Source organism: Schaalia odontolytica, from assembly GCF_024584435.1.
Lineage (GTDB): Bacteria > Actinomycetota > Actinomycetes > Actinomycetales > Actinomycetaceae > Pauljensenia.
In genome coordinates this window covers 2241913-2259359 of record NZ_CP102197.1, presented here as the reverse complement: position 1 = coordinate 2259359, position 17447 = coordinate 2241913, and the positions used below count along the sequence as shown (strand labels likewise).

Sequence of the window (17447 nt, the reverse complement as noted above, 5' to 3'; positions counted from 1 at the left end):
GAGCGCGCGTTCACACCGACACCCCCCGCGAGACCAGCATTGGAAGGTCCTCCAGCGACGGGCAGTCGATGATCACGCCGCGCGTGATCTTCCGGCGCCTCCTCGCCCGACCGGGCACAACACGAATGACGGACACGGACACGTCGATCGGCGCGATGTTGGCCAGGCGCGCCGCCTCCTCGTCATCCACGCTCTCGCCCACCACGATGGACAGGACCGAGATTCCGCCTCGCTCCATCACGCAGCGGCGAACCACCCCGGCGAAGTCCGATCGCGTCGAGGTCTCCATCTCCGAGAGCGCGTCGAGCATCGCCACGGGCCTGCTCGTGGGAATCCACTCGTCCGCCGTGTGCATCGACACGGTGCGCGCCTCACCCGATCCGGCGATCGCCAGGGACGCGGCCACTGACACGGCCGTCTCGAAGGAACGTCGATCCCACGAGTCAATCCTCGTGTCCAGCACCACCATGTGGTGGGAGCGGTGGGTCTCCTCGAACTGGCGCACGATCAGGCGCCCGTAGCGAGCCGTTGACGGCCAGTGAACGGAGCGGCGGTCATCCCCCGGCTCGTAGTCGCGCAGGGCATGAAAGGACACGTCCGAGCTGGTCAGCTTCTCGCTGGCCACGCCCTCGACATCCATCTGCATGCCCGTCGCATCGAAGGAGAAACGCACCGTCGGCGGGTGCACGTGCACGAGGATCGGCTCGTCCCACTCGCGCACGCGGCGCAGCAGGCCCAGCCCGTCCATGCGCACGGTACGCGCGGGACCCACCAAGATGACCCCGCGGCGCTTGGTCATGACGGAGAACGCCTCGTTCCAGGTCCCGTTTCCTGCGATCGGGGGGACCATGAACTCACCGCTGCCTCGCCCGATCGCGACCTCGACCAGCGTCGCCCCCGAGCGGCGCGCCGACTCGTTGAGCACCCGAACCCGTCCAACCGCCACCTGGCCCGCGACGATCCTGTCGCTGGCCATGCGCAGCGACACGGACAGGGGCGAGGGCGAGGCCACCGACGCGATCGCCACGGCGAGGCCGACCAGGCCCATCACCGCCACGATGAAGCCCTCGATCCATCCGAAGACCACCGAGGCCACGACGCCGGCGACGAGGGCCGCGCTCACGGACCAACCCACCGGCGTCAGCACCCCGAGCCAGCGCGCCGCCACCTCGTATCCGGGCATCGCGCGCAGGCGCGAGCTCACCGCGCGCGAGAAGCCGCGGAGCATTCGACGCAGTCCCTTCACGCTCACCCCTTGGGTCGGCACTCGCCGACGATGTAGTTGCCGGCGTTGAAGGCCGCCTCCGAGCCCGCCTTCGTCGCGACCCGGGACGGGATCGGACCGGGACCGTTGACGGTGACCTCCTCGGTGGCGTTATCGCTGTCGGAGCGGACCGTGCAGACGTGCGTCACGGAGGAGCCCGTCCATCCGGGCGCGCTCAGCGAGAAGGTGTGGCAGTCACCGCCGCCAAAGTGTTTCTCTCCGCCCTGGCAGGCGGCCACCCACGTCGCCGCGACGTCCAGCTTCGTGACGACCGACGGGTGCTTTGGCATGGTGGTCTCACCCGCCGAGTTGACGGCCGTGACCGTCGCCTCGTAGTAGCCGCCCTGGGCGAGGCCGGAGAAGGTTGCCTCCGTCGCCCCGCCCGAGACGACCTGCGTCTGCGAGCCCAGGCTCACTCGGATCTGGCTGACACCGGGGTTGGCGGGCACCGAATCCCAGCGGACCGTGGCGCTGTTCGTTCCGACGTTGGTGATCGACACACCGACCTGCGAGGGCTTGCCCGTGGGGGCGGCGCTGGCCGAGACGACGCTCGACACGGCCGGCCTGCCTCCCACGCCGAGTCCGGTCTGGCAGAAGTACACGGTGTGCGTCTGCCAGCTGTCGACCCGAATCGACGTACCGTTCGTGATCGGTTGGCCGCCCGCGCACGTGTCCTCGCTCCACGCGTAGCGCAGCGTCAGGCTCCCCGCGTCGAAGCCGTTGCCCGGGACGACCGCCAGGCCATCCACGCGCAGCTCCATTCCCCCGCCGGTGCCCGACAGCCGCGGTGGCGCGATCGGGGCGGGGGTCGTGGCGACACTCGTCGACGCGTACGCCGGTGCCGAGGTGTCCCGGTCGGAGTTGCTGAGGGTCACCGTCACCGGGAGGTTTGCGCCCGGTTCCACGTTGGGAACATCCACCTGCGTTGCCCCGGCCGGCGCTTGGACGGTAGTATTCCCCACCGTCACGGTGGTCGGGCCCCAGCCCCTGCCACCCGACGCGCCAACTTGCCAACTCACAGTGACGACCGCGCGGGAGGAGTTGTGCGGATCCACGTTCGTCGCCGAGGCGGACACTGCTTGAGCCACGTCCGGCGCGCCGTGCGGATAGTTCGCCGCGCCGGGGGACGGGACCGAGGGGGTTTCGGCGCCGTTGTGCGCCTGAATGCTCACCGTGTACATCTCGCCGTTGCGCAGGCCGTCGAGCCGCTTGTGGGTCTCCCCTGGGCCCGCCGTGTAGGTGTAGGTCTTTCCACTCGTGTTACCCGCGACGTTGATCGTGTAGCTCTTGATCGGAGACCCGTTGTTCTTCGGGGCGCTCCAGGTGATGTCCAGGGCCGAGTCGGCCCCCGTTACGGTGGGTGCCGCCATCTGCTCGGGCGCCACGTCGATCAGCACCTGGGCCGATGGCGCCGAGGGGTCGGATGTGCCCGCCTCGTTGTGCGCGACGACGGTGAACCTGTGGTACTCCCCATTCGACAGTCCCGTGACCTGCACGCCGGGGTTGTGCGTCTTGAAGGTCTCACCGGAGTTCAGGTCGGTGACCGTGTAGCCGGAGATCGTGCCGCCGTTGGGGGCACTCGCCTCGAAGGTGATGAACGCGGTGCCCGGACCGTAGGCCGTGGCCACGACATTCTCGGGGGGATCGGGGCGATCCAGGACCTTGACGATGACGCGCCCCTGGACGACGCGATCGGGGTCGTTCGTGGCGTCCATGACGCGGTAGACGACGATCATGTCGCCGTGGAAGCCCGCCTTGGGCGTGACCAGCAGCGTGTTTCCGTTGCCCGAGGCGGTTCCCTGCCCCACGTGCACGGAGGCGTCCAGGACCACGAGCGGCTCCGGGAAGGGGTTGGTCGTGTACTCCGCCAGGTTCACTTCCGCGGTTTGCCCGGCGTTGATCTTGACGCGCGCGTCCGTGGTGGTCACCAGCGGCTTCGAGGACTTCACGATCGTCACCGGGATGTCGGCGCTGACCGCGCCGGACCCGTCATCCACGCTGACCGTGATCGCGCCGACCGGCCCCTTGGGCTGGTCCTTCTTGCCCGACACCGTCATGGCGTGCCCGTCGAGCGACACGTCCACGCCTCCGGGCACCTTCGTCACGCGGTAGTCGAAGGAGCTCTTCGCCTGGTCGTCGGGGTCGTCGACCATCTGGGTCAGGTCCACGGTCACCGACTCGCCCTGGCCGATGACGATCGGGGTGGGCGTCAGGCGCGGCGGCAGGTTACGGGCCGGCTGAATCGTGATCGGGATCGTGAGGGTGGCCGAGAGCGCGGAGGCGTCGTCCGCCCCGCCGTCGCGCACCGTGAAGGACACCGAGGCCCGGCCCGAGGCATCCTCTGGGGCGCTGAGCACCAGGTGGGTTGCATCCTGCAGGGTCACCGAATTCAGGCCGCCGCTGGAGGCGACGGAACCGGCGTCGGTGATGACCGGGGAACGCGAGCGGTCGCGCACGAGGACATAGTCGCCGATGTCCAGGGTCAGCGTGGACCCGGCTCGCATCGCCACCGGGACGCGCGCGGTATCCAGGCGCGGGGCCAAAAGGTCCGTGCCCGGAACGGTGACGACGGCACTCGCGCTCAGGCCGTCGGGGTCGGTCGCCGTGTAGACGACGAGGCGTCGGCGGGCATCGGGGGTGATGGACAGGTTCTGCCCGGACACGCTCACGCTCGAGGCGTCGGAGGACACGCTGAGCGCGTCGATCGTGCCGTCGGGATCCTCGTCGTTGGCCAGCACGGCCACGCTCACGGGCTTGGAGTCGGAGGGCAGGTCGGCCACCGATACCACGTCGTCGCGGGCGATCGGAGCGCGCAGCGGCGCCTCGGCGTCCACCGTCACGGTCAGCTGCCCCTGGGCGCGTCCCCCGCGTCCGTCCTGAATCTGGAAGGCGACGACGAAGACTCCGTTGGAGTCGGGGGCCTTGACGGTGACCGCTTCCTCGGCCACGGACACGGCTGCCGCCGGGTTGGACACCGTCACGGTGGCCGGGTCGGTCTCCACGGACAGCGCGTCGCCGTCCGCGTCCAGGTCGTTGGCCAGCACGTTGACGCGCACCTCGCGCCCCGGGCGCACCGTCACCGAGTCCGGGACGGCCGTCGGATTGTGGTTCTCGGATCCGGGCGGAGCGATGCCCACGCGCACTCGGGCGCGCCCCTGGACGCCGAGGCGGTCCTCGACGATGTAGGAGAAGGTATCCGTGCCGGTCGCGTCGTCGCTCGGCGTGTATTCCAGCCACTCGGTGCCCAGGACGACGCTTCCCTTCGCCGGTGGCTGATCGATGCCGACGAGGGCAACGGAGTCGCCGTCCGGGTCGATGCCCGTCAGGGGCACCGGGATGCGGCTCATCTGCCCCTGGACGGCCCAGGCGCTCAGCGGCTTGGGCACGGGAGCGCTGTTCGCGGCGCTTGCGGCCACGATCTCGAAGGTGACGGTCGTGGTCGCGCGGTTGCCCGCCGAGTCGACGACCGTGTAGCTCACCCGCACGACGCCCGGCTCCGAGCCCGCGGCCAGGCGCACCTGGTTCCCGGTGACAAAGACTCGGCCCAGCTCCGACCCGGCCAGGACCTCCACGTCGGGGTCGAGGCTCAGCGACAGGCCGATCGGCGAGCGGTCGTTGGCCAGGACGCTCACCGAACCGATGTCGTCGGCGCGCACCTTCGCCGAATCGGGCGCCGCCTGGGGAGGCTGCTCCTCGCTCTGCGCCTCGGTTGGGATGACGCTGACCTGCGCGGTGGCCGAACCGGAACCGTTAGACACCGTGTACGTGAAGGAGGTGACGTCGGTCAGACCACCGGGGGCGGTGACCCTCAGCAGGTGACGCTCGATCAGGGTCACCTCAAGGCCGGACTTGGCGGGCACGTCGATCGACTGCACGACCAGGACGCCGCCCGACGGATCCGTGTCGTTGGCGAGCGGGGCGACGAGGGAGGCGCCGCCGCTGGGAAGCACCGACAGGTCGTCCTCCGCGATCGGCAGGGCGTTCGTGTCATCGGCGACGACGTCCACGCGGATCACGCCCACCGTCGTGGAGGGCCCGTCCGAGACCGTGTAGGTGAACTGGAAGGATCCGGGCACGGACCCGGTGAAGGTCAGCGTCCCGCGCGCCAGGTCCGCGGACACGGAGGTGCCGACCGGCGGGGCGCCCGCCGCGACGAGGGACAGGGGGTCGCCGTTGGGGTCGGTGTCGTTCGAGACGGGGTCGAGGATGAGGGGCTCGCCCACCCGCGCGACGTAGAAGTCCGCCCGCGCCACGGGAGGCACGTTGCCAGCCTCCTGCACGCTCACCTGCAGGTCGCCCACCGTCTCGGCGCGCCCGTCGGAGAGGGTGACGCTCACGGACTTCACCCCGACGCCCGACCCCAGGTCGCGGATCTGGACGGTGCCGTCCTCGGAGAACTGAGCCGACATGCCGTCGGGCGCGCTGACCTCCTTGAGGAAGAACTGGTCGCCGTCGGGGTCGATCCAGTCCGACAGGAGGTTGTATTCGACCTGGGCGTTCGCCCCCACCTTGATGACAGGGTGCTTCATCTGCCGGGGTCCCTCGTTCTGGCTCCACGGGTGGATCGTCACCTTCACGTTCGCCGTGGCGCCCGCGAGGCCGTCCGAGGCCTCGTAGGTGAAGGACGTGGAACCCGCGGTCATGGTCTCCGGCACGTCCGTGATCTGCAGGGCGCGCCCTCCCCTGGTGCGCGCGATCGTGCCGAACTCGGGTTCGGACACGGCCCGCGCCGTGAGAACGTCGCCGTCGTCGTCGGAGTCGTTGTCCAAAACGGGCAGCATCGTGGAGCGGCCTGGGCGGATGCCGAACTCGTCATCCACGGCCTCGGGCGGCGTGTTCTTGTCGTTGTGCTCCGGCTCCGAGACCTGCTCGCGCTGGTCGGGGGTGGGCGTGTCCTCTTCTTCCTGCTCCTCGGTGGGGATCTGATCCCAGTTGTTGACCACGACCATGTTCTTGTCGGGGAGCCACAGCGTGCCCGTCGAGACGTCGTTGAGGACGATGCGCGTGCGGTTCGTGCGGAAGACCGCGGAGGCGGCCTCGGCGAGGGTCGGCACCGTCTGGGCCTGGTTGCGAGACGCGTCCGTGCAGGCGCGAACGAACGCGCCCGAGCCGGCCCACGCGCCGTAGGCGCAGCCGCGGTGGAAGACCGGCGGGGCGGGCGTGCCCGTGAGCCCCTGGTCCGAGGCCGGCTGGCGCGTCACTCCCTGCCCGCTCAGGGGCACGGTCACGAGTTCGTCGCCGGTGGCCAGGAGAACGCCCGAGGCCTCGTCCCCGGGGGCCTGCAGGACCGCTCCGGTGATGTGGTCCTCGCCCAGGTCTCGCACCTTCCCGTCGGGAGTGACGAGGCTGTTGCCTCCCTGGTCGTAGATGACGGGCTTATCGCCGACCGCGGTGATCGAGAGGGGACCCGGCCCCTGGAATCCCTTGATCGTGGTGGTCTTGGAGCGCCACGTCTGGCCCTCCTGTTCCATCGTCACCAGCGTGGAGGAATCGGGAGAGTAGGCGAAGATCTTGCCCGAGCGGGACACGGTCACGACGGCGTCGCTGAGGTCCTTGGCTGCGGCGTCCTCGCGCGTGAAGGACATCGACGCGGGTTCGTCGGCCTTGCCAGCCCACAGGAGCCCCTCGTTGGGGTCGAGCACCGCCAGGACGGGTCCTCCCTGGACCTGGATCGCTTTCTCGGGCAGCGTCACCGCCTGCCCGATGGAGAAGGAGGTCGGCCGCACGGGGGAGACCGTGCGCGTCACGGCCTCTCCGAGCGTCACGTCCCCTCCGGCCTGGCCGATGTCGAAGGACGCGGATTTGACGGCGACGGTGCCGTCCAGCATGAGGGAGTCGTAGTTGAGGTGGCCCACGAGCTTGCGGTCCTGGTTCGTCACCCAGATGCCCCCGTCGTCGACGCTCACCTGGGTGACCTCGACGCCGCGGTAGACGACAGCGAGCACGCACAGCATCGCCGACACCACGAGAACGGCGATGGCAGGGATCCGCTTCGTCCAGGTGTTTCGCGATTGACGCGCCTTCTTCATGTCGATTCCTCAGTCTCGATGTGCGTCGTGTCCGGGCGTATCGGTACCCCCGGGCGAGTACGCGCTCACCCCAAGGATACACACCGACCAACCCTATGGATAAACCCGGGGAAGGACAAGAAGACCGTGCCCACGTGGGCGGCACCGAGCCGTTTTTTCGGCGGTGGGGCGCACGCCGGGGCACTTGCGAGAACCTGACCACAGTCGCGCATTTGACTCTCCGTGGGGCCGGGTCCGCTCTCCAGCGCGGCGAGGCCACCGAGGCTCGGCGCGCCGTCGCGTTCCCATCCCAGGTGGGCGCGGCCTCGCTCCCGGCGCTCCCCCCGGCCGCAGGTGAGGGCGCCCCGGGTTACGGTGGGGGCATGGCGAAAGAGAAGATCACGTTCCGCTGCAGCGAGTGCGGGTGGGTCTCACCCAAGTGGGTGGGCCAGTGCCGCGAATGCGGGGCGTGGGGAAGCGTCGATGAGGCCGGCGAGGCCTCCGGCGGCCCCCGGGCGTCCGCGACGACGCCACGGCGTCCCGCCCTGCCCATTGGCGAGGTCGACGGGGAGCGCGCGTCCCTGCGTTCGACGGGCGTGGGCGAGCTCGACCGCGTCCTCGGCGGGGGCATCGTCCCGGGGGCCGTGATCCTGCTGGCCGGGGAGCCCGGGGTGGGCAAGTCCACGCTGCTGCTGGACGTCGCGGCCAAGGCCGCGCGCACCGCCCGATCGGGCGGCCTCGGGCCGGTCCTGTACGTCACGGGAGAGGAGTCGGCGGCGCAGGTGCGCGGACGCGCGGAGCGCATCGGGGCCCTCGAGCCAAACCTCTTGATCGCGGACGAGACGGAGCTGGGAGTCGTCCTCGGCCACGTCCGCCAGTCGGCCCCCTCCCTGCTGATCGTCGACTCGGTGCAGACAATCTCCTCGGCTCAGGTGGAGGGCGGGGCGGGGGGCGTCGCCCAGGTGCGCGCCGTTGCCGCCTCCCTGATCCGTGTCGCCAAGGAGTCCGACCTTCCGACCATCCTCGTCGGCCACGTCACCAAGGACGGGGGGATCGCAGGCCCGCGAGTCTTGGAACACCTCGTCGACGTCGTGTGCCAATTCGAGGGGGATCGCCACTCGCGCCTGCGGCTGGCGCGCGCGGTGAAGAACCGCTACGGTCCCACCGACGAGGTCGGCTGCTTCGAGCTGACGGACTCCGGCATCTACGGGCTGGCCGACCCATCGGGGCTCTTCCTCTCGCGCACCGCTCGCGGGGTTCCCGGCACCTGCGCGACGGTGTCCCTGGAGGGGCGCAGGCCCCTGCCCACCGAGATCCAGTCCCTGGTTGCCCCCTCCTCCGGCGGGTCCCCCCGGCGCACCACCTCGGGCGTGGACCACGCGCGGGTCGCGATGATCCTCGCGGTCCTTCAGGCCAGGATCGGCGCCGACGCCTCGGGGGCGGACGTGTACGTGTCCACGGTCGGGGGTTCGCGCACCGTCGAACCCGCCATCGACCTGGCGATGGCCATCTCCATCGTGTCCTCGCTCAAGGGGGTTCCCCCTCGCCCGGACCTGGTTGCGGTCGGAGAGATCTCGCTGACGGGGGAGGTGCGCGCCTGCACGGGCACGCAGCGGCGGCTCGCCGAGGCGGCGCGCCTGGGCTTCTCCTGCGCGATCGTCCCCGCCCAGGGCAGCGAGGACCTGACCGACGCGTGCGGCATCACCGTGTTCACTGTCTCTGATTTGGCCACGGCGATTCGCGCCGCTTTCCCCACGGACTCGCAATAATAGGTAGCAAGCCTACTCATTTGGGAGGGAACCACATTGACGTCCGACGCAGCGATCCTTCGTGAAGCACTGCGCACAGTCGCGCCGGGAACGCCCCTGCGCGAGGGACTGGAACGGATCCAGCGCTCCCACACCGGTGCGCTCATCGTCCTGGGATACACGCCCGAGGTGCAGGCCATCTGTTCGGGAGGCTTCGACCTGGACGTGGCGTTCACGGCCGCCCGCCTGCGCGAGCTGTGCAAGATGGACGGCGCGGTCATCATCGACCCCGACCTGTGGCGCATCCGCAAGGCGAACGTGCAGCTCTTCCCCGACCCCACGATCCCCACCGACGAGTCGGGCATGCGCCACCGCACCGCCCAGCGCACCGCTCGGCAGACCCACCTTCCCGTCCTGTCCCTGTCCGCCTCCATGCGCATGATCTCCATCTACGTGGGGACCGAGCACCGCCTCGTGGAGGAGCCCGAGGCGCTCCTGTCGCGCGCCAACCTGGCCGTGGACACGCTGGATCGCTACAGCCAGCGCCTGGACGAGGTGCTGCAGACCCTGACGATCCTGGAGATGCGCGACAGCGCGACCGTGCGCGACGTCGCCACCGTCATGCAGCGCATGGAGATGATCCGGCGCATCACCTCGGAGATCACCGAGTGCCTGGAGGAACTGGGGTCCGAGGGCCGCCTTCTGGCCCTGCAGGTCGAAGACCTGGTGCGCGGATCCGCCTCCGAGCGCGCACTCGTCATGCGCGACTACATCCGCGACCCCGGCGACGTCGCCCGCGTCGAGGCCGAGCTCTCGTCCATGGGATCGGAGCGGATCGTGGACCTGACCGCCATCGCGAACATCCTCGGCCTGGACGTGTACGAGGTCGCGGACCTCGACCGCGAGATCACGCCCCGCGGCGTGCGCGCCCTGTCGCTGGTGCCTCACCTGTCGTGGAACGCCATCAAGGAGGTGTCCTCGCGCTTCACGTCCCTGCCCGAGCTGCGCGCGGCCTCGGTGGCGGACCTGGAACGCATCGAGGGGATCGGCCCCTACCGGGCGAAGGTCATCACCGAGAACCTGGCCCACACCAGGCGCGGGCGGTCGCAACCGGCATCGTCGGCTGGTAGCCCGCTCGGGAGACAGGGCGGCGGCTCTCCTCGCCGCCTTCGGCCGCGGGTGCGCCCGCCCGCGATGCCCGCCTTCCCCGATCAGCGGCCCGATTGGGCCCCCGACTGCGACCCCGACTGAGCGCCGGATTGGGGGGTGGGGGCGGGAGTGGGGGCAGGCGCGACATCCACCACGGTAGAACCGACCTCGCGCCCGTCCATCACGAGCGCGACCCTGTAGGTGCCCGCGGGGGCGGGGCTCGCCCCACCCGTCGGCGCCGTGCAGCCGTCCGCGTACACCCGGCCGTCCCAGGTGAGCGACCCGGTCCACGACGCCGTCGGACGAAGCAGCAGGGCCGTGGAGACCTGCTGGGAGTCGGCGCAGCTCGCGGAGTTGTAGACCGTCTGGTCTCCCGTCGTCACGCGCAGGGACAAGCGCGTCAGGGAGGTTGAGCAGGCGACGTTCCCGCGGTTGCCCAGGGTCAGCGCGACGGGGAGAGCCGACCCGGACCTGATCGATTCCGCCGTCGCACTCGCGGCGATGTCGCGCTCGGGGCAGGCCGGAATGTCGATGGTTGTTCCGTCTGTGAGGAGCCCGTCCGCCGTGGCCACCTGGCCTCCCGACAAAGCGTACTCCGAGGCCTCGACCGCGCCGGACTGGGCCGACTGAGAGTCGGACTGGGCGGCCTGCCCCCCGGACACGGAGGAGGCGATGGCTCGCACGACGGAGGAGATGCCCCACAGGAGGAGGGCGATGATGAGGAGGAGCCCGAGCCCGGTGATGATGCGCCTGGGCCACAGGTTCACGGGCGGCCCGCCGCCACGGGAGGCCGACGCCGCGTTCGCCGCACGTGCCCCGGCCCGGCCTCGTCCTCGCTCCCCGCTCGGGCGCGCAGACGCGGGGCGCGCGCCCGAGGAGGCTCGGGACGCGCGGTCGCCGACGCGACCGTGGGCGCTCGTCGACGCGGGGCGCCGGGAGGGCCGCTTGGGGGAGTTCTTACGCTGATCAGCCACGCATCCACGATACCGGGCGAGGACCCCGACGCGCGCCTCACGCTCGGGGGCGTCCGATTTTGCCCGCCGCACGCGGGCGAACCGCCTCCCGGTGCCCTCAGGCGGCCGCGCTGGGCGTGTTCGAGGAGCCCCCCTCGTCGTCGGGGTTGATGACGCACCATCGCTCGACGACGATCGCGACGATCACCCACACCAGGCCGACGAGGGCACTCAGGCCCGCCGCGATCGCGTTCGACGCCATCGCGGGAGCACTCACCTGTAGGAGGGAAACGGCCATGACTCCGGCGAGGATCCCGGTGAGGGCGCTGCCGACCAGGGCGCTCGCGCGAGCGAAGACCGCCACCGGCATGGCACCCAGGGCATTGATCCACGTCTCCTTGTCGGCCCGCAGGCGCCGCACGGCCAGGCCGGACCAGATGAGGAGCGCCGTGGCGAGCGCGAAGAGCACCGCCGGGCCGGGCGTGACGATCAGGGGCGTGTTGCCGACGCGCATGTGCGCGAGGAACCCTAAGAAACTCAGCGCGGCACTCACGACGCCGACCAGTCCAACCCAGGCGATCGACAGGGGTTTCACGTCCGCTTCCCTCTATCGCCTCTTGACGACCGGGATCGCGCCGGTCATCGTGGGGCGAACGACGACCCTGCGCAGGATGCCGGTCTGTGTGGCCTCGTCCTCGGGGATGGGACCGACCGGGGTGTTGTCGGGCAGCCCGGGGGCGAGGATCGTGGAGCGCCCGTCGGCATGGACCGTGGGCTTGGGGGGTTCCTCCTCGCGGGCGAGGCCGGAGCGGTCGTCGACCACCCGCACGTCGTGAGCGGAGCCGACGGGGAAGTTCCAGTCCGGAAGCGCGATGTCGGAGTGGGGGTCGTCGCGCTTGGCGTCGAAGACCGGCACCCAGTGGGGCCTGTCCTCGTTGCGCGGCTTGTACGTCCCAGTCCCGATCTTGCGGGTCATCCGCCCGGCCGGGGAGTCGGCGGGCACGGAGGAGATGGGATGCCAGGAGGGGCGCGCCGAGGTCCGGGGGGCGCGACGGGGCGAGGCATCCTGGCCGGACGCGGCCTGCGCCTGCGACGCGGAACTCGGGTCATCTGGCGCCTGCTCGGCCACGCCACGCTCGTCCTGCGCCTGCACGCCGCCCGGGCGCTGACCCTCGCCCTGCGGGGCGTCGGGCCGGGGGGGTGGCACAGCCGCTGGCCGCGCCTGTCGGGCCGCGCGGGCGGCGAGCTGCGCGGGAGTCTCGGGCTGCGCGACCGGGGGGATGTCCTCCTCGAGGAGATCCTCGGGCTCGTCGGCGCCGGGAACCGCCTCGGGGGCCGGGGGCCGCTCGATGCCCATGGCGTTGGCGATCTCCTCGCCGACCTCGGTTGCCGCCCACCGGGACCAGAGGTTGTTCCACGTGGCGGGGTCAACGCTGCGGGGATCGCCGCGGCGCTCGCGTTCGCGCGGCTGGCTGGCGTCTGACCCGTGGGCGTCGGCCGGGGCGGCCTCGGCGCCCCCCGAGGCGCCGGCGCGCTCCTCGGGCTCGTCGGGCTCGGGTGCCGTCTCCTCGTCGGGCGTCGTCGGCGTCGCGGGGGTACGGGAGGCCGGGGAGTGAGACTCCGGGGCGGCGAGGCGGGGGTCGACCTGGCTGATCTCTCCCGTGAGCGTCTCGATGAGCTCACGCATGTCGGCGCTGGCCTGCTCGGCGCGCTCTGCCAGGAGCTGATCGGAGTCGGCCATGACGGCCGCCGGGTCTTCGAGCCAGTCGTCAACGGCGTCGATGATGCCCTCGCGGTCGGGGGTCAGCGCGAGGAGATCCGCGACCCGTCCAAAGCCCTCAAGGACGGCGTCGGGATCGCACAGGAGCCAGGGCGCCAGGACGAAGGCCCGCTCCTTCGCGCGCGGGTGCGGCAGGCTCAGGACGGGATCGGAGGAGGCCAGGCCCTCGACCTGAATGATGTCGATGTCGACGGTGCGCGCCCCCCAGCGCTCGTGGCGCTCGCGGCCCAGCTCGCGTTCGATGCGGCTCGTCTGGGCGAAAAGCTCGTCGGGAGTGGCGATGGCGGAGCCGATGACGACGGCATTCCAGTAGTCGGGCTGGGGCGCCTGCCCGGGGGCGAGGACGGGCTTGGTGCGCATGATCGGCGACACGTCGTCGATCTGGAAGCCCTCCATGTAGGACAGGGCCTCGACCGTGTGCATGAGCGTGACGGGCACATCCCCGAGGTTTCCGCCGATCGCCAGGACGACCTTGCGCGAACGCAGGTGCTCGGGCATGGAGGCCTCCCGCGCGCCAGGTGCCGTCGCGCCGGAGCGCCGCGAGGGGGAGGGTTCGCCCTGTCCCTGCTCGGCCGGGCTGGGTGCCTGGGCGCGGCCGTAGGCTTCGATCTCTCCGGTCAGGACGGAGCCGTCCTCGGCCTCGTAGATTCCCTTGAGGGTCAGCGACAGCGGCAGCGCGTCGGTCGCACCGGAGCGCACGGTGACGGACACGTCGGCGAAGGGCTGGTCGATCGGCGCGTCCGGCTTGTGGACGGTGACCTCGGTGCCGACGACGCCGTCGTGGCTCATGACGCGCGAGGCGATGTCCTCGGCCAGGGTCTCGATGAGGTCGACGGGGCTTCCGGTGAGCACGGCCATCGTCTCGTCGGCGATGTCGGCGTAGGAGACCGTCGCCGCGATGTCGTCGTTGGCACCCGCGGTTTCGACCCACATGACGACGTCGGCACAAAAGCGCTGGCGCTGCGTGCGCTCGAAGTCGTACACACCGTGGTTGGCCAGCGCCCCCAGTCCTTTCAGGGCGATGATGACGCGTCTGCTACTCAACGTCGTTCTCCTTTCGGGCGATGGCCGCCGCGGTGCCTGCTACGTCGTGGACCCGCACGGCCCACGCACCCTGGCGGACGCAGTAGGCGGCAATGGAAGCGCTGTCGGTGTCGACGTCGCCTCCGAGGGCCTTGACGAATCGCTTACGCGACGCTCCGATAAGTACAGGGTACCCACCGGAGAGGAAACGCGGTAGTTCGGACAGTATCTGCCAGCACTGTTCGACCGTCAGCGAGAAGCCCAGACCCGGGTCAACAACAATTTTATCAGGTGTCACACCAGCATCAATTGCGTCTGTGACCTGGGAATTGAGCCGTTCGATCAGGGTCCCCACCAGGTCCGGCCCGTAGTCGAAGGACTCCCCCGGCATTCCCGGCAACGCGCGGTAGTGCTGAATCACATACGCGCACCCGCTCTCGGCGACCGCACGATTCATCCGCGGATCCCATCGCCCGCCGCTGACATCGTTGATGATCGCGGCCCCCGCCTCCGCGGCCCGCAGAGCCGTCGAGGCGTGCAACGTGTCCACCGACACGACCACTCCCTCCCGAGCCAGGGCCTTGACGATCGCGCCGATGCGCGCCCACTCCTCCTGCGCCGAGATGCGCGTGGAGTGCGGCCTCGTCGACTCCCCGCCCACGTCGATCAGATCGGCGCCGGCGCCGAGCATCACGCGGGCGTGAGCGAGCGCGGCACGAGGGTCCGCGTAGCGTCCCCCGTCCGAAAACGAATCCGGGGTCACGTTGAGGATCCCCATGATCAGCGCCCGAGAAGAAGGCACGGCCAGGCCGTGGGGCAACGTCGGCGCCGCAGGAGCGACCGCGGGCGTTGCCGGAGGATCGGGCAGGGGCAGCGCGGACATGTCAGCGGCTTCCCGACAGCACCAGGGCCATCATCTCGGCCCGGGTCGCACCGTCGTTCATGATGCCGCGCAGGGCGCTCGTCACGGTCGACGATCCGGGCTTGGAGATGCCGCGCATCGACATGCACATGTGCTCCGCCTCGATGACGACGATGACTCCCTGGGGGTGCAGGACCTCGTCGATGGCGTCGGCGACCTCGGCGGTCAGCCGCTCCTGCACCTGGGGCCGACGAGCGTACCCCTCGACCAGGCGGGCCAGCTTCGACAGCCCCGTCACCACGCCTCCGCGGGGGATGTAGCCCACGTGGGCGCGACCAAAGAAGGGAAGCAGGTGATGCTCACACACCGAATGGAACGTGATGTCACGCACGAGAACGAGCTCGTCGGTGCCCGCATGGAACTGGGTGCGCAGGTGCTCGCGAGGATCCTCGGCCAGGCCCGAGCACATCTGCCGCCATGCGCGAGCCATGCGCTCCGGGGTACCCACCAGGCCCTCGCGCGTCGGATCCTCCCCGAGCGCGACCAGCAGGTCACGCGACGCCTTCTCCACACCAGCAGGATCGTATGTCACGACTGTTCCTCACCATCGGCCGACGAGTCCGGCTCGCCCACCACGTCCGTGACGTCGATCGTCGGCGCCTCGAAGACGACCTCCTGCGCGCCTCCGACCTGAGGCGACCCCAGGCCGACCGGGTTGCCCAGGACGGCACCGGGAACGGCGGCGTCCGACTGGTAGTTCCACACCGGACGCTCGGGGGCTTTGACGACGTCCCTGAAGATCTCGGCCAACTGAGCCTCATCCAGGGTCTCCTCCTCCAGGAGCCGGGCGGCCAGCGTGTCCAGGATCGCCCGGTTCGTCGTGAGGATCTGCCAGGCCTCGCGCATCGCGTTGTCGAGGAGCCGACGGACCTCCTCGTCGATGATGGCGGAGGTCTCGTCGGAGAAAGCACGAGGCCCCTCTCCCGAGCCGTGCCCGAAGGCCTCGGTGTCGCTCTCACCCAGCTTCACCATGCCGATGCGATCACTCATGCCGTAGTCCGTGACCATGGCGCGGGCGGTCTTGGTGGCCTGCTGGATGTCGTTGGCCGGGCCGGTCGAGGGATCGCGGAAGACGATCTCCTCGGCCACGCGGCCGCCCATGCTGTAGACGAGGTCATCCAGCAGCTGGTTGCGCGTCTTGTTGAAGCGATCCTCGGTGGGCATGACCATCGTGTAGCCCAGCGCGCGCCCGCGCGGCAGGATCGTCACCTTCGTGACGGGATCCGTGTAGTTCAGGGCCGCGGCGGCCAGCGCGTGGCCGCCCTCGTGGTAGGCGGTCACCGCCTTGTCGTGGTCGTTCATGACGCGCGTGCGCTTCTGCGGGCCAGCGATGACGCGGTCGATGGCCTCGTCGATGGCACGCTCGTCGATGAAACGCATGTTGGATCGCGCGGTCAGCAGGGCTGCCTCGTTGAGGACGTTGGCCAGGTCCGCGCCGGTGAACCCCGGGGTGCGCTTGGCGATCTGACGCAGGTCCACCTGCTCGGTGAGCGGCTTGCCGTGCGCGTGAACCTTCAGGATCGCCTCGCGGCCCTTCAGGTCGGGTGCCTCGACGGCGATCTGGCGATCGAAGCGGCCGGGACGCAGCAGCGCCGGGTCGAGAATGTCGGGGCGGTTGGTGGCCGCGATGAGGATGATGTTGGCTCGCTCGTCGAAGCCATCCATCTCGACCAGCAGCTGGTTGAGCGTCTGTTCGCGCTCGTCGTTGCCGCCGCCGATGCCGCTTCCGCGGTGGCGGCCAACGGCGTCGATCTCGTCCACGAAGATGATGGCCGGGGCGTTCTTCTTGGCGCGTTCGAAGAGCTCGCGCACGCGGGACGCGCCCACGCCGACGTACAGCTCCATGAACTCCGAGCCCGAGATCGAGAAGAAGGGGGCGTTCGCCTCGCCCGCGACCGCCTTGGCCAGCAGGGTCTTGCCCGTCCCGGGGGGACCGTAGAGCAGGACGCCGCGGGGAATGCGCGCGCCCACCTTGTGGAACTTGTCGGGAGAGGCCAGGAACTCGCGGATCTCTTCCAGCTCCTCCACGGCCTCGTCCTCGCCGGCGACGTCCGCGAAGGTCACGTCGGGGCGCTCCTGGTTGAATTCCTTGGCGCGCGAGGCCGTGAATCCGCCCATCATTCGCGACCCCGACATCGACCGCATGATGAAGTAGAAGGCAGCGGAGATGAAGAGCAGGGGGACGAGAATCTGCAGGACCAATCCGAGGGCGCCGGACTGCGGGCGCACCGCGTTCCACCCCTTGGCGGGAGCCTGCGCGGCCACGGCGTCCAGGATCTCCTTCGTCTGAGCGTAGGAGTAGGTGAAGTACACGTGCTTACCCAGGTCGGCGCTCCGGTCGTCGCCGCCCGTGCCCTCGTGGTGGTAGTTCTCGGTCAGCGTCAGGTTCACCTGCTGCGTTCCCTCGTTGAGGACAACCTTCTCGACCGTGCCGCCCGAGATGAGCGCCAGGCCCTCCGAGGTGTTCACGGACTGGGGCTGCAGGGTTTGCCAGAGGAACCATCCCCCCGCGAGCAGGACCATCAGCGGAATCGCCACCCACGCGAGGCTGGGGCGTTTAGTCTTCGTTCTCTCGTTCATGCGTCCCTACAGGTTGGTCG

The 17447-nt window shown here is 70.2% G+C and carries 9 protein-coding genes and 1 pseudogene; 2 read left to right on the top strand and 8 right to left on the bottom strand.

The genetic code is table 11. From position 1 onward, the window contains the following. Positions 1 to 10: 10 nt before the first annotated feature. Together NQK35_RS09965 and NQK35_RS09960 are read right to left on the bottom strand one after the other, a co-directional pair. A complete protein-coding gene (locus NQK35_RS09965; protein WP_373567099.1) occupies positions 11 to 1228 on the bottom strand; it encodes a DUF58 domain-containing protein in 1218 nt (405 codons plus the stop codon). Positions 1229 to 1248: 20 nt separating this feature from the next. Further along, positions 1249 to 7293: an Ig-like domain-containing protein gene (locus NQK35_RS09960; protein WP_257114079.1), complete on the bottom strand. Its 6045-nt coding sequence runs from the start codon at positions 7291 to 7293 to the stop codon at positions 1249 to 1251. 362 nt (positions 7294 to 7655) lie between these two features. Here NQK35_RS09960 and radA point away from each other — a divergent pair, with 362 nt between their 5' ends. Then, on the top strand, positions 7656 to 9041 hold the full coding sequence (gene radA / locus NQK35_RS09955; protein WP_257114078.1) for a DNA repair protein RadA: 1386 nt from the start codon (positions 7656 to 7658) through the stop codon (positions 9039 to 9041). A 36-nt stretch (positions 9042 to 9077) separates the two neighbouring features. Beyond that, positions 9078 to 10150: pseudogene (gene disA, locus NQK35_RS09950) on the top strand (DNA integrity scanning diadenylate cyclase DisA). Between the two features lie 81 nt (positions 10151 to 10231). Here disA and NQK35_RS09945 read toward each other — a convergent pair. The 6 genes from NQK35_RS09945 to ftsH form a co-directional block, all read right to left on the bottom strand. Further along, complete coding sequence (locus NQK35_RS09945; protein WP_257114077.1) at positions 10232 to 11143, bottom strand: hypothetical protein; 912 nt, start codon at positions 11141 to 11143, stop codon at positions 10232 to 10234. A 97-nt stretch (positions 11144 to 11240) separates the two neighbouring features. Beyond that, positions 11241 to 11717 (bottom strand): DUF3180 domain-containing protein, encoded by a 477-nt coding sequence (locus NQK35_RS09940; RefSeq protein ID WP_009212515.1) that lies wholly within the window; start codon positions 11715 to 11717, stop codon positions 11241 to 11243. A gap of 12 nt (positions 11718 to 11729) precedes the next feature. Continuing rightward, on the bottom strand, positions 11730 to 13946 hold the full coding sequence (gene folK / locus NQK35_RS09935) for a 2-amino-4-hydroxy-6-hydroxymethyldihydropteridine diphosphokinase (protein WP_257114076.1): 2217 nt from the start codon (positions 13944 to 13946) through the stop codon (positions 11730 to 11732). Then, positions 13939 to 14808: a dihydropteroate synthase gene (gene folP, locus NQK35_RS09930; protein WP_257114075.1), complete on the bottom strand. Its 870-nt coding sequence runs from the start codon at positions 14806 to 14808 to the stop codon at positions 13939 to 13941. The genes folK and folP overlap by 8 nt, the downstream gene beginning before the upstream one ends. 1 nt (position 14809) lies before the next feature. Then, a complete protein-coding gene (gene folE / locus NQK35_RS09925) occupies positions 14810 to 15379 on the bottom strand; it encodes a GTP cyclohydrolase I FolE (RefSeq protein ID WP_009212518.1) in 570 nt (189 codons plus the stop codon). Further along, positions 15376 to 17427 carry an ATP-dependent zinc metalloprotease FtsH gene (ftsH, locus tag NQK35_RS09920; protein ID WP_257114074.1) on the bottom strand — a complete coding sequence of 684 codons (2052 nt, stop codon included), beginning with the start codon at positions 17425 to 17427 and terminating at the stop codon, positions 15376 to 15378. The genes folE and ftsH overlap by 4 nt, the downstream gene beginning before the upstream one ends. Positions 17428 to 17447 lie beyond the last annotated feature (20 nt).

What these genes read in the sequence shown, in the direction of transcription:
- folP (WP_257114075.1), bottom strand. Translation starts at nt 14,808, where the DNA reads ATGTCCGCGCTGCCCCTGCCCGATCCTCCGGCAACGCCCGCGGTCGCT.
- radA (WP_257114078.1), top strand. Translation starts at nt 7,656, where the DNA reads ATGGCGAAAGAGAAGATCACGTTCCGCTGCAGCGAGTGCGGGTGGGTC.
- NQK35_RS09960 (WP_257114079.1), bottom strand. Translation starts at nt 7,293, where the DNA reads ATGAAGAAGGCGCGTCAATCGCGAAACACCTGGACGAAGCGGATCCCT.
- NQK35_RS09965 (WP_373567099.1), bottom strand. Translation starts at nt 1,228, where the DNA reads ATGCTCCGCGGCTTCTCGCGCGCGGTGAGCTCGCGCCTGCGCGCGATG.
- ftsH (WP_257114074.1), bottom strand. Translation starts at nt 17,427, where the DNA reads ATGAACGAGAGAACGAAGACTAAACGCCCCAGCCTCGCGTGGGTGGCG.